This window comes from Pseudomonas sp. FP603 (assembly GCF_030687415.1).
GTDB classification, from domain to species: Bacteria; Pseudomonadota; Gammaproteobacteria; order Pseudomonadales; family Pseudomonadaceae; genus Aquipseudomonas; species Aquipseudomonas wuhanensis.
On sequence record NZ_CP117431.1, the window covers coordinates 2,181,838 to 2,195,387 of the forward strand.

Annotated in this window: 10 protein-coding genes; 7 read left to right on the forward strand and 3 right to left on the reverse strand. The window is 59.7% G+C overall.

Annotated features, from left to right (window positions below; all coding sequences use genetic code 11):
- Positions 1–71: 71 nt before the first annotated feature.
- Genes PSH65_RS10180 through PSH65_RS10190 form a run of 3 tightly spaced genes read right to left on the reverse strand, consistent with a single transcriptional unit; the run spans position 72 to position 3,135 of the window.
- Positions 72–1,058: an alpha-L-glutamate ligase-like protein gene (locus PSH65_RS10180; protein ID WP_123360058.1), complete on the reverse strand. Its 987-nt coding sequence runs from the start codon at positions 1,056–1,058 to the stop codon at positions 72–74.
- Entirely contained in the window at positions 1,058–2,593 is a 1,536-nt protein-coding gene (locus tag PSH65_RS10185; RefSeq protein WP_305426107.1) for an inactive transglutaminase family protein, read from the reverse strand. The genes PSH65_RS10180 and PSH65_RS10185 overlap by 1 nt, the downstream gene beginning before the upstream one ends.
- Positions 2,594–2,598: 5 nt before the next feature.
- Positions 2,599–3,135 (reverse strand): ATP-dependent zinc protease, encoded by a 537-nt coding sequence (locus PSH65_RS10190; protein WP_305426108.1) that lies wholly within the window; start codon positions 3,133–3,135, stop codon positions 2,599–2,601.
- Between the two features lie 297 nt (positions 3,136–3,432).
- Between PSH65_RS10190 and PSH65_RS10195 the strand changes: the two genes are divergently transcribed.
- The 7 genes from PSH65_RS10195 (at position 3,433) to PSH65_RS10225 (ending at position 13,526) form a co-directional block, all read left to right on the forward strand.
- Entirely contained in the window at positions 3,433–4,155 is a 723-nt protein-coding gene (locus tag PSH65_RS10195; RefSeq protein ID WP_007902102.1) for a GntR family transcriptional regulator, read from the forward strand.
- Positions 4,152–5,042: a methylisocitrate lyase gene (gene prpB / locus PSH65_RS10200; protein WP_305426109.1), complete on the forward strand. Its 891-nt coding sequence runs from the start codon at positions 4,152–4,154 to the stop codon at positions 5,040–5,042. Before PSH65_RS10195 ends, prpB begins: the two co-directional genes overlap by 4 nt.
- Positions 5,043–5,180: 138 nt before the next feature.
- Entirely contained in the window at positions 5,181–6,308 is a 1,128-nt protein-coding gene (gene prpC / locus PSH65_RS10205; RefSeq protein ID WP_305426111.1) for a 2-methylcitrate synthase, read from the forward strand.
- Positions 6,309–6,515: 207 nt separating this feature from the next.
- Positions 6,516–9,113 (forward strand): Fe/S-dependent 2-methylisocitrate dehydratase AcnD, encoded by a 2,598-nt coding sequence (gene acnD / locus PSH65_RS10210; RefSeq protein WP_305426113.1) that lies wholly within the window; start codon positions 6,516–6,518, stop codon positions 9,111–9,113.
- A 53-nt stretch (positions 9,114–9,166) separates the two neighbouring features.
- On the forward strand, positions 9,167–10,357 hold the full coding sequence (gene prpF, locus PSH65_RS10215; protein WP_305426114.1) for a 2-methylaconitate cis-trans isomerase PrpF: 1,191 nt from the start codon (positions 9,167–9,169) through the stop codon (positions 10,355–10,357).
- A 212-nt stretch (positions 10,358–10,569) separates the two neighbouring features.
- The gene (prpD, locus tag PSH65_RS10220) at positions 10,570–12,054 is read left to right on the forward strand and encodes a 2-methylcitrate dehydratase (protein ID WP_305426116.1); all 1,485 of its coding nucleotides are present in this window, start codon (positions 10,570–10,572) and stop codon (positions 12,052–12,054) included.
- A gap of 170 nt (positions 12,055–12,224) precedes the next feature.
- Positions 12,225–13,526 carry a transposase gene (locus tag PSH65_RS10225; protein WP_305424801.1) on the forward strand — a complete coding sequence of 434 codons (1,302 nt, stop codon included), beginning with the start codon at positions 12,225–12,227 and terminating at the stop codon, positions 13,524–13,526.
- Positions 13,527–13,550 lie beyond the last annotated feature (24 nt).

Here is a 13,550-nt window from a genome sequence, read left to right on the forward strand (position 1 = left end):
CGCTCCCACAAGGACCACGCTCAACCCTGTGGGAGCGAGCCTGCTCGCGATGGCAGCGACTCGGTCTCGGATCAACCCTCAACCGCAGGAATATGCCCAAACATTTCCTGAACGAACTCCACGCGTTCCTGCGCTGTTTCGATTATCCCGCGGGCCTGTAATTCTTCCAGCCGCGCTTCGACCGCGTGGGTACGTAACGTCAAGCCGCAATCGTTGGCGATCTGAATGTTCAACCCGGGCCGGGCGTTAAGCTCAAGAATCAGCGGCCCTTTCTCCTGGTCGAGCACCATGTCGACACCGATGTAACCCAGCCCGCACAGCTCATAGCAGCCGGCAGCCAGCTTCATGAAACCGTCCCAGTAGGGCAGTTGCACGCCGTCCACTGCGTTGGTGGTGTCCGGGTGTTTGTTAATGATGTTGTTCAGCCAGGTGCCGCGCAATGTCAGGCCAGTGGCCAGATCGACACCGACGCCGATGGCGCCCTGGTGCAGGTTGGCCTTGCCGCCGGACTGGCGGGTCGGCAGGCGCAACATGGCCATCACCGGATAGCCCATCAGCACGATGATGCGAATGTCCGGCACGCCTTCATAGCTGATGCTTTTGAAGATCTGGTCCGGGGTCACGCGGTATTCGATCAACGCCCGATCGCGGTGACCGCCGAGCGAGTACAGGCCGGTCAGGATGCTGGAAATCTGATGCTCGATTTCCTCGTGACTGATGATCTTGCCCGACACCGTGCGATACCGGCCCTCGAAGCGGTCGGCGATCACCAGAATGCCGTCACCGCCGGCGCCCTGAGCCGGTTTGACCACGAAATCGGTGCGTCCGCCGATGATCTCGCCGAGGTTGTCGATTTCCTTCTCGGTGGAGATTACGCCGTACAGCTCCGGCACGTGAATGCCGGCGGCGATGGCGCGCTCCTTGGTGATGATCTTATCATCGACGATCGGGTACAGGCTGCGCTTGTTGTACTTGAGCACGTAGTCTGCGTTGCGCCGATTGATCCCCATGATGCCCCGGGCCTCCAGGGCTTTCCAGGTCTTCCAGAGACCAAACATCAGGCGTCAGCCTTCTTGAGGAAAGCCTTGAAACGCACCAGTTCGGTCAGGCGGTAACCGCGATAGCGACCCATGGCCAGCATGAAGCCCACCAGAATCAGCAGGATCGCCGGGAAGGTGAACACGAAGTACACCAGTTCTGGCACGCTCATGATCAGATGCGCCAAAGAGGCGGCGAACAGTGTGCCGATCGCCACTTTCATGGCATGGCCGCCGCCGCGCTCTTCCCAGGTGATCGACAGGCGTTCGATGGTCATGGTCAGAATCACCATCGGGAACAGCGCCACTGACAACCCGCGTTCCAGGCCGAGTTTGTGGCTGAACAGGCTGATAGCCGCGATCAGCACCACCACGAAGGTCAGCACCACCGACAGCCTCGGCAGCATTTGCAGCTTCAAATGTTCAAGGTAGGAGCGCAGCGACAGCCCCAGTGTCGTAATGATTGTAAACAGCACAATACCGAAGCCGAGCTGGGTTTCCCGGAAGGCGAGGGCGATCAGCACCGGGGTAAAGGTGCCGAGTGTCTGAATGCCGATCAGGTTGCGCAGGATCAGGATCACCAGCACGCCGATCGGGATCATCACCATGATCATGAAGGTTTGCTGGGTTTGCAGCGGCAGGCCATACAACGAGTAGTCGAGGAAGTTGGCGTCGGAGTTTTCGTCGGTCAGCTTGGCCAGGCGAATGGCGTTCATTTCGCTGTTGTTCAGGCTGAAGGTGACGTTGGCTTTCTTGCCACCATCGACGGTGATCAGGTTTTCATCGCCGGTCCACCACAGCAAGCGGTCGGTGGGCAGGCCCTGTTCGCCGGTTTCCGGGTTGAAGTACAGCCAGTCGGTGCCGTTGAAGCTGCGCAACCAGAGTTCAGGCATTTGTGGTTGATCGGCCACCAGACGAATGGTGTGGACCTTTTCCACCGGCACGTGGGCGATGGACAGTACCAGCTCGACGATTTTGGCTTTGTTCACGGTGGACGGATCGCCGGCCAGCAGCAGTTTCACGTTGTCGTCGTTGAGGTTGTTGACGCGCTTGATGGCCTCGCCGATGAAGGTTTCGACGTCGGCCGAGTGTTGGCGGATCGGCGCGAGCAAGGCTTCGGCGGCGATTTTTTCAGGGCCTTCGACGGCGATGCTGTCGCGGAAGGTCGGGCCTTTGACCTTGGATTTTTCGCCGCTGTAGCGCTTGGTCAGCACCAGTCGGTAATAAAGGGTCTGGTTGCCCTTGGCGCGGCGCGCCGACCAGGTGACCTTGCGGTTACCGTCGGCACGGTTCACCGCCACGCCGTAATTATTGGAAATGAAACTCTCGTTGAGGCTCACGTAGTCGCGGCTCAGCGGCGGCACGAACATCTGGATCTTGATCGGGTCTTTGGCATTGGCGACGAACTCGACCTTGGCGTCGATGTTCCACAAGTCGTCGGTAGCGTCTTCGGTCACCGGAATTCCGAGCACGAAAATCTGATAGGCCGTAACTGAAATGCCCAGCACCACCAGGATGGCGATCAGCAGTTTCAGATGGAGGGTAAGAGAGCGCATTGGAATTACTCTGCGGTATGTGCGTCGGTGGCGCAGGCGGGTTTGCCAGCAGCGTATTTAAGACTGGGGTCGACCAGCGCATCGAAACGTTTGAGAGCTTCGGAGCCGATCAAGAGCGGGTATTGGAAGGCACTGCGGTCAGTCAAGTTCACTTCGATGCTGCGTAAAGCCGAACCCATGCAGATATCCAGCTCAATGACCGGACGGGCGGTGTACTTCTTGCCTTCTTCCGGGTCGTAGTCACCGGCCCGGCGCTTGATCTTGCTGACACGGGCCAGCGGTCGTTCGATCGGGTGCGAATGCGCGGCGTCGATAGCCAGATAGAAGCGCACCCAGGATTCGCCATTGCGTTTGAAACGTTTGATGTCGCGGGCACTCAGCGAAGCGGTTTTCGCTCCGGTGTCGAGTTTGGCGGCGACTTCCAGATTGATGCCATCCAGCGAAGCGTACTCATTGAGGCCGTACACAGTCTTTTCCCCTGCCGCGGCGAAACCTGGCAGGCCAAAAAGACAAAGGAATGTGGTGAAGAGCTTGAGTCTCATAAATCCTGGTGCGCAGCGGTCCGTTCTTCAATTCAAGGCCCTGGCATTGCTGCACAAGCTCCCTCGTATGCCTATCCGCTTTTTATGACAGGCAATGCAGATGACAAGCAAATGCGGGCGGCATTCTAGCACGGTGGGTTTATGGCGCCAGCGTTGGCCGACGGCTATAACTTGAGGTGTTGCTTCCTTATGGTGCAGCAGGTTATTAGACGATTGTCGACAATATCGATTTATCCTTTGACGTAACCGGCCATATTCGCTAGTTTTTGCGGCATTGGTTTTCAAGGTGTCGACAATATGCTGGATCAACTCGATCCCCCGGTCACAGTTCAGGACGACTCGGAAACACTTTCCGAAAACGTCTTCCGACGCATTCAGGCGGCCATCGTCAAAGGTGAGATCGCCCCGGGCAGCAAGATCTCCGAGCCGGAGCTGGCGCGTACCTACGGCATTAGCCGCGGGCCGCTGCGTGAGGCCATTCACCGTCTGGAAGGCCAGCGCCTGCTGGTTCGCGTGCCGCACGTCGGGGCGAGGGTGGTGTCGCTGAGCCACGCCGAATTGCTGGAACTCTACGAAATTCGCGAGTCCCTGGAGGGCATGGCGTGCCGTCTGGCGGCTGAACGCATGACGGTCGAAGAAATCGACGAACTGCGCCGTGTGCTCGAAACCCATGAGCGCGATGCGGCGTTTCAGGCAGGCGTCGGTTACTACCAGCAGGAAGGCGATTTCGACTTTCATTACCGGATCATCCAGGGCAGCGGCAACCGCACACTGACCCAGATGCTGTGCGGTGAGCTCTATCAACTCGTGCGCATGTACCGCATCCAGTTTTCCACCACGCCCAATCGGCCGCGCCAGGCGTTTGCCGAACACCACCGAATTCTCGATGCCATCGCCGACCGTGACGGTGAATTGGCCGAGTTGTTGATGCGCCGTCATATCGGCGCCTCCAAACGCAATATTGCCCGTCACTACCAGGACGGCGCTAACCCGACAGCCACTGAACGAGGTGAGTCATGAGTTCCAACAAGAACACTCCAGGCCAGCGTTTCCGCGATGCGGTCGCCAGCGAACATCCGCTGCAAGTGGTCGGCACGATCAACGCCAACCACGCACTGCTGGCCAAGCGCGCCGGTTTCAAGGCTATTTACCTGTCGGGTGGCGGGGTGGCTGCCGGCTCCCTGGGCGTGCCGGACCTGGGGATTACCGGTCTGGATGACGTGCTGACCGACGTGCGTCGCATCACTGACGTCTGCGACTTGCCACTGTTGGTGGACGTGGACACCGGTTTCGGTTCCTCGGCGTTCAACGTCGCCCGTACCGTGAAGTCGATGATCAAGTTCGGCGCGGCGGCGATTCACATCGAAGACCAGGTCGGCGCCAAGCGCTGTGGTCACCGTCCGAATAAAGAGATCGTCTCGCAGCAGGAAATGGTCGACCGCATCAAAGCGGCCGTCGATGCGCGCACCGACGACAGCTTCGTGATCATGGCCCGCACCGACGCCCTGGCGGTGGAAGGTCTGGAGTCTGCGCTGGATCGCGCCGCCGCGTGCATCGAAGCCGGCGCCGACATGGTGTTCCCGGAAGCGATCACCGAGCTTGAGATGTACAAACTGTTCGCCAGCCGCGTGAAGGCGCCGATCCTGGCCAACATCACCGAATTCGGCGCGACGCCGCTGTACACCACCGAGCAGCTTGCCGCTGCCGACGTGTCGCTGGTGTTGTACCCGCTGTCGGCGTTTCGTGCGATGAACAAAGCCGCGGAAAATGTCTATACCGCGATCCGCCGCGACGGCACGCAACAGAATGTCATCGACACCATGCAGACGCGCATGGAGCTTTACGATCGCATCGATTACCACACCTTCGAGCAAAAGCTCGATGCGTTGTTTGCTGCGAAGAAGTAATGAAAGCCCTGTAGGAGCGAAGCTTGCTCGCGAAGACAGACTGACATTCAAAATCAATGTCGTCTGAGGCACCGCTTTTGCGAGCAAGCTTCGCTCCTACAAGTTTCCCCAACAAATTCAAGAAAACTGGAGACAGCAATGGCCGAAGCAAAAGTACTCAGTGGCGCCGGGCTCCGTGGCCAGGTAGCCGGGCAAACCGCACTGTCCACCGTGGGCCAGTCGGGCGCCGGCCTGACCTATCGCGGCTACGACGTTCGCGAACTGGCGGCTGACGCACAATTTGAAGAAGTGGCTTACCTGCTGCTGTACGGCGAACTGCCAACCAAGGCACAACTCGCTGCCTACACCCAGAAACTGAGCAAGCTGCGCGACCTGCCGCAAGCGCTCAAAGAAGTGCTGGAACGCATCCCCGCCGACGCCCATCCGATGGATGTGATGCGCACCGGCTGCTCGTTCTTGGGCAACATCGAGCCGGAGAAAGACTTCTCCGAGCAGCACGACAAGACCGACCGCCTGCTGGCCGCGTTCCCGGCGATCATGTGCTACTGGTACCGCTTCAGCCACGACGGTAAACGCATCAACTGCGTGACCGATGAAGCCTGTATCGGCGGCCATTTCCTGCACTTGTTGCACGACAAGAAGCCGAGCGAATTGCACGCCAAGGTGATGAACGTTTCGCTGATCCTTTACGCGGAACACGAATTCAATGCCTCGACCTTCACCGCCCGGGTGTGCGCCTCGACCCTGTCGGATCTGTTTTCCTGCGTCACCGCCGCCATCGGTTCCCTGCGCGGCCCGCTGCACGGCGGCGCCAACGAAGCGGCGATGGAAATGATCGAGCGCTTCAGCTCGCCGGAAGAGGCGGTCGAGGGCACCCTCGAGATGCTCGCGCGCAAAGACAAGATCATGGGCTTTGGTCATGCGATCTATAAGGACAACGATCCGCGCAACGAGGTGATCAAGGGCTGGTCGAAAAAACTCGCCGACGAAGTGGGCGACACGGTGTTGTTCCCGGTCTCAGAAGCCATCGACGCAACCATGTGGGAACAGAAGAAATTGTTCCCGAACGCTGACTTCTACCACGCCTCGACGTACCACTTCATGGGCATCCCGACCAAGTTGTTCACACCGATCTTCGTCTGCTCACGCCTGACCGGCTGGGCGGCCCACGTGTTCGAGCAACGTGCCAACAACCGCATCATCCGCCCGAGCGCCGAATACGTCGGCGTCGAACAGCGCAAGTTCGTGCCAATCGAACAACGCTGACTGGGGGAGGGCGCCGGTGCCGGTTATTGGGTGCAACGAATAACCCTGTGGGAGCGGGCTTGCCCGCGATGACGGACTGACATCCAACATTGATGTCGACTGATACACCGCTATCGCGGGCAAGCCCGCTCCCACAGTGGAGTGTGTTTGCTTCAATAGCTGCGCCAGGCGCCCACCTTTTGTAACCACCGTGACCGAGTCCTGACGATGAACACTGAATTCCGCAAACCGCTGCCCGGCAGCCATCTGGATTATTTCGACGTCCGCGCGGCGGTCGATGCCATTGCGCCTGGCGCCTACGACACCCTGCCGTACACCTCCCGCGTGTTGGCGGAAAACCTTGTGCGTCGCTGTGACCCGGCCACGCTCACTGAATCCCTGAAGCAATTCATCGAACGCAAGCGCGATCTCGACTTCCCTTGGTTTCCAGCCCGCGTGGTGTGCCATGACATTCTTGGTCAGACCGCCCTGGTGGACCTCGCCGGTCTGCGCGATGCCATCGCCCTGCAAGGCGGCGATCCGGCGCAAGTGAATCCGGTGGTGCCGACTCAGTTGATCGTCGACCATTCCTTGGCCGTTGAACGCGGTGGCTTCGATCCCGAGGCGTTTGAAAAGAACCGCGCCATCGAAGACCGTCGCAACGAAGACCGTTTCCACTTCATCAACTGGACCAAAAAAGCCTTCAAGAACGTCGACGTGATCCCGCCCGGTAACGGGATCATGCACCAGATCAATCTGGAGAAAATGTCGCCGGTGATTCAGGTGCGTGACGGCGTGGCCTTCCCCGATACCTGCGTCGGCACCGACAGTCACACCCCGCACGTCGATGCGCTGGGCGTGATTGCTATTGGTGTTGGTGGTCTGGAAGCGGAGAGCGTGATGCTCGGGCGCGCATCGTGGATGCGTTTGCCGGAAAGCGTTGGCGTCGAACTTACTGGCAAGCTGCAACCGGGCATCACCGCCACCGACATGGTGCTGGCGCTGACCGAATACCTGCGCAAACAAAAAGTCGTCGGCGCGTGGCTGGAGTTTTTCGGTGAAGGTGCTTCCGCGCTGACCCTGGGCGACCGCGCGACCATTTCCAACATGGCCCCGGAATACGGCGCCACGGCGGCAATGTTCTACATCGACCAGCAGACCATCGACTACCTGAAACTCACCGGCCGTGAAGACGAGCAAGTGCAGTTGGTCGAGAATTACGCCAAGCAAACCGGTCTCTGGGCTGACAGCCTGAAAGGCGCGCAATACGAGCGAGGCCTGACGTTCGACCTGTCCTCGGTGGTGCGCAACATGGCTGGCCCGAGCAACCCGCACGCCCGTGTAGCGGTTTCGGATCTGGCGGCGAAAGGCATCTCCGGGAAGTGGGAAGACGTACCGGGTCAAATGCCGGACGGCGCGGTGATCATCGCCGCCATCACCAGTTGCACCAACACCAGCAACCCGCGCAACGTGATTGCCGCAGGTCTGCTGGCGCGCAATGCCAACAAGCTCGGGCTGACCCGCAAGCCGTGGGTCAAATCCTCGCTGGCGCCGGGTTCGAAAACCGTGGCGCTGTATCTGGATGAAGCCGGCCTGACCAAAGAACTGGAGCAACTCGGCTTCGGCGTCGTGGCCTTCGCCTGCACCACGTGCAACGGTATGTCGGGCGCGCTGGACCCAGTGATCCAACAGGAAATCATCGACCGCGACCTGTACGCCACCGCCGTGCTGTCCGGTAACCGCAACTTCGACGGGCGGATTCACCCGTACGCCAAAAACGCGTTCCTGGCTTCGCCGCCATTGGTGGTGGCTTACGCCATCGCCGGCACCATTCGTTTCGACATCGAAAAAGATGTCCTGGGCCTGGACGCGAACGGCAAGGAAATCCGCCTGAAAGACATCTGGCCGAGCGACGAAGAAATCGACGCGGTGGTCAAGGCCTCGGTGAAACCAGAGCAGTTCCGCCAGGTGTACATTCCGATGTTCGCCATCCACGAAGACACCGGTCCGAAGGTCACGCCGCTGTATGACTGGCGCGAAATGAGCACCTACATCCGTCGTCCGCCGTATTGGGAAGGCGCGCTGGCCGGCGCTCGTCCGCTCAAAGGCATGCGCCCGCTGGCGGTGCTGCCGGACAACATCACCACCGATCACCTGTCGCCTTCCAACGCGATCATGCTCGACAGCGCGGCGGGCGAATACCTGGCGAAAATGGGCCTGCCGGAAGAAGACTTCAACTCCTACGCCACGCACCGCGGTGACCACTTGACCGCGCAGCGCGCAACCTTCGCCAATCCGAAACTGTTCAATGAAATGGTTCAGGAAAACGGCAAGGTCAAGCAGGGTTCCCTGGCGCGGGTCGAGCCGGAAGGCAAAGTGATGCGCATGTGGGAAGCCATCGAAACCTACATGGAGCGCAAGCAGCCGCTGATCATCATCGCCGGCGCCGACTATGGTCAGGGTTCGTCCCGGGACTGGGCGGCCAAAGGTGTGCGTCTTGCAGGTGTGGAAGCGATTGCCGCCGAAGGTTTCGAGCGCATTCACCGCACCAACCTGGTGGGCATGGGCGTGTTGCCGCTGGAATTCCAGCCGGGCACCGATCGCCACACCCTGGCCATCGACGGCAGCGAAACCTACGACGTGATTGGCGAACGCACCCCGCGTGCGACGCTGACGCTGGTGATCAATCGCAAGAATGGCGAACGCGTCGAAGTGCCGGTGACCTGCCGCCTCGACACCGCTGAAGAAGTGTCGATCTACGAGGCTGGCGGCGTGTTGCAGCGTTTCGCTCAAGACTTCCTCGAAGAATCGGCGGTTGCCGTTTAACACGATGAGCCAGCGCGGGATTTAAAGTCCCGCGCTGGCCGACAAGGATCAATATGGCTCACGCACCTCAAATCAAAATCCCCGCCACCTACATGCGCGGCGGCACCAGTAAAGGCGTGTTCTTCAGCCTGAAGGACCTGCCCGAAGCGGCGCAGATTCCCGGCCCGGCTCGCGATGCGTTATTGCTTCGAGTGATCGGCAGCCCCGACCCTTACGACAAGCAAATCGACGGCATGGGCGGTGCAACGTCCAGCACCAGCAAAACCGTGATCTTGTCGAAGAGCATCAAGGCCGATCACGACGTCGATTACCTGTTCGGTCAGGTCTCCATCGACAAGCCTTTCGTTGACTGGAGCGGCAACTGCGGCAACCTGTCCGCGGCGGTCGGTTCGTTCGCCATCAGCAATGGCCTGGTGGACGCCAGCCGCATTCCGCACAACGGTGTGGCGGTGGTGCGCGTATGGCAGGCCAACATCGGCAAGACCATCATCGCCCATGTGCCGATCACCAACGGTGAGGTCCAGGAAACCGGCGATTTCGAACTCGACGGCGTGACCTTTCCGGCGGCCGAAGTGCAGCTCGAATTCATGGACCCGGCAGCGGAAGAAGAGGGGGGCGGTGGTTCGATGTTCCCCACCGGCAACCTCGTGGATGACCTCGAAGTACCGGGCGTCGGAACGCTCAAAGCCACCCTGATCAACGCCGGGATCCCGACTATTTTCATCAATGCCGAAGACATCGGCTACACCGGTACCGAATTGCAGGGAGCGATCAACGGCGACCTGAAGGCCCTGGCGATGTTCGAAACCATCCGCGCTTACGGCGCGTTGCGCATGGGGCTGATCCAGCACCTGGACGAAGCGGCCAAGCGTCAGCACACGCCGAAGGTGGCGTTCGTCGCCCCACCTGCGGATTACATTGCGTCCAGCGGCAAGGCGATTGCAGCCGCCGACATTGACTTGCTGGTGCGTGCGCTGTCCATGGGCAAACTGCACCACGCGATGATGGGCACGGCAGCGGTGGCCATCGGCACGGCTGCGGCGATTTCCGGCACGTTGGTGAACCTGGCGGCGGGTGGCATCGAGCGCAACGCGGTGCGCTTCGGTCATCCCTCCGGCACCTTGCGCGTGGGCGCCGAGGCCAGCCGGGTCAACGGGGAATGGACCGTGAACAAAGCCATCATGAGCCGCAGTGCGCGGGTGTTGATGGAAGGCTTTGTGCGTGTGCCAGGAGATTCTTTCTGAAATAAATGTAGACGTCACCGAAAACCCTGTGGAAGCGGGCTTGCCCGCGATGAGGCCTTCACATTCAACATCTATGTTGGCTGATACACCGCCATCGCGGGCAAGCCCGCTCCCACAGTGGACTGCATTTCAATAACAGGAATGGTGTCACCCACTAAGATTGATCCTGAACCGAGGTCCCATCAGCGAACCACTGACCGAGTGAATCGAACATGAGCGCCAACGTCGACCTGAACAACCGCCCCGACTACGACACGGTCCTGCAGGACATCGCTGACTATGTCCTCAACTTCAAAATCGAATCTACCGAGGCGCTGGATACCGCGCGCAATTGCCTGATGGACACCCTCGGCTGCGGTCTGCTGGCCCTGCGTTTTCCCGAATGCACCAAACACCTGGGACCCATCGTCGAAGGCACTGTCGTTCCCTTCGGTGCTCGCGTGCCGGGGACCAGTTATCGTCTCGATCCGGTCAAAGCCGCGTGGGACATTGGCTGCATCGTCCGCTGGCTCGACTACAACGACACCTGGCTCGCCGCCGAGTGGGGGCATCCGTCCGATAACCTCGGCGCCATTCTCGCAGTGGCCGACCACCTGTCGCAAAAACGCCTGGCCAATGGCGACGCACCGCTGACCCTTCGCGTGGTGTTGGAAGCCATGATCATGGCTCACGAGATTCAAGGTGTGATTGCGCTGGAAAACTCTTTCAACCGCGTTGGCATCGATCACGTCATCCTGGTGAAAGTCGCCTCGACCGCCGTCACCGCCAAGCTCATGGGCGCCAATCGCGAGCAACTGCTGTCGGCGTTGTCCCATGCCTTTGCCGACGGCCAGGCGCTGCGTACTTACCGGCATGCGCCAAATGCCGGGTCGCGCAAATCCTGGGCAGCAGGGGACGCATCCAGCCGTGGCGTGCGTCTGGCGGACATTGCGATGCGCGGGGAAATGGGCATTCCCGGTGTACTGACCGCCAAGCAATGGGGGTTCTACGACGTACTGTTCAGCCATACCAACAATGACCTGGCGCTCAAGCCTGAAGACAAACGTGCCTTCAGCTTTTCCCGGCCGTTCGGCAGTTATGTGATGGAAAATGTGCTGTTCAAGATCAGCTTTCCCGCCGAGTTTCACGCGCAAACCGCCTGCGAGGCCGCCGTCACCTTGCATCCATTGGTCAGGAACCGTCTGCACGAAATCGACAGGATCGTCATCACCACCCACGAATCGGCGATCCGCATCATCTCCAAGGTCGGCCCGCTGGCCAACGCTGCGGACCGCGATCACTGCCTCCAGTACATGACCGCGGTGCCATTGGTGTTCGGTAATCTGGTGGCCGAACAGTACGAAGATGACTTCCACGCGGTGCATCCGATCATCGACGTGCTGCGCGACAAAATGGTCATCGTCGAAGACCCGCGCTTCACCCGCGAATACCTGGAGCCGGACAAGCGCTCCATCGCCAATGCGGTGCAGGTGTTCTTCAAGGACGGCTCCAGCACCGAGAACGTGGTAGTGGAATACCCGATCGGCCATCGCCGTCGTCGCACCGACGGAATTCCGTTGTTGGAAGAGAAGTTCAAGGTCAATCTGGCGACGCGATTTACGGCTCAGCGGAGTGCCGAAATCTTTGCGCTGTGCAAAGACCAGGCTGCGCTGGAGGCGACGCCTGTGAACCGGTTTGTGGATTTGTTTGTGATCTAGTTACACCGCGTCATCGTTCTATCGCGGGCAAGCCCGCTCCCACAGGTTCTCCATTGTTTGCAGATTTTGCATTCAACACAGATCCCTGTGGGAGCGGGCTTGCCCGCGATGGCCATAGGTATCTACACATCTCCCGATCCTGGTCTATAAAGGGACGGCATGGATATCAAATGACCGGGCTAGATGCCCGACTGACAAAACGATACGACGAGTTAGTCATGGGACACAGTAATGGACTACCGGCGCTGGCCGCCGGGATGAAAGCCTTGCCGCGAAGCGACAAGGCTTTTGCACAGACGCAAGCCCTTTGGCGATTTTTGAGCAATGACCGGGTTCGGCCCGTTGACCTGGTTAAACCGCTGCTGGCGCTGGCCCACGAGGGTTGTCGGGATGACTGTGATGATTACGCGCTGGTCATGCACGATTGGTCTCGGCTCAATTACATGCACCACCACAGCAAGGCTGATCGCCTGCAAATGACCCACCGGGGCGACATCGGTTACGAGCTGCAAAGCAGCCTGCTAGTCACCGACCGTGACGGTGCACCGATCTGTACTCCCGCTCAAAATCTGGCGACCAAGGACGGCGTGCTCAGCACGCGAGCCGAAGAAGTGCTGGCCCCTGAGAAGCATCTGCATGAACTGACACAACGTATCACTTGGCTGGAACAGCAGAATTTTGCCAAGCCGCTTGTCCATATCGTGGATCGAGAGGCTGATTCGGTCGCTCACCTGAGGCAATGGCAGGCCGAGGGTCGGCAATGGCTGGTGCGAGTCAAGGCCGGTTCCACGGCCAGTCATGCAGGTCAATCGAGGGCCCTGAGTCAAATTGCTCGCGAGATGACCTACCGCAAAACTCGCAAGGTGGACTACAAAGGAAAACCGGCCATTCAATGGGTGGGAGAAACCGCCGTCGTGCTGACTCGCCAAGCCCAGCCTTTCACCAAAGACAGGGCCGACCGCAAGACGCTGCGCAAGTCTGGTGAGCCGTTGCCGGCCCGGCTCGTCGTGAGCCGAATACTGGGAGCCGATGGTCACCTGCTGGCCGAATGGTATTTGCTGAGCAACCTTGAGCAAGAGGTCGCAGATGAACGATTGGCGCTCTGGTATTACTGGCGCTGGCGTATCGAGTCCTACTTCAAACTGCTTAAAGGGGGTGGGCATCAGCTGGAAAACTGGCAGCAAGAGAGCGGTGAAGCGGTGTTCAAACGGCTGTTGATCGCCAGTCAGGCATGTGCTGTCAGTTGGCGTCTGATGCGGGCTAAGGGGGAGTTCGCTGAGCAAACACGGGATTTTTTGGTCCGTCTGTCTGGTCGACAGATGAAGCGCTCGCAGCCGGTGACGGCTTCCGCGCTGCTGGCCGGTTTATACATGCTTTTGGCCATGTGCGAGACATTGGAGCAATACACGCCCCAGGAACTGGCGGGTTTTGCTAAAGAGGCCATCGGCTGGGTGGCCAGCCGAAGACTTTAGAGATGTGTAGATACCTATGCCGCG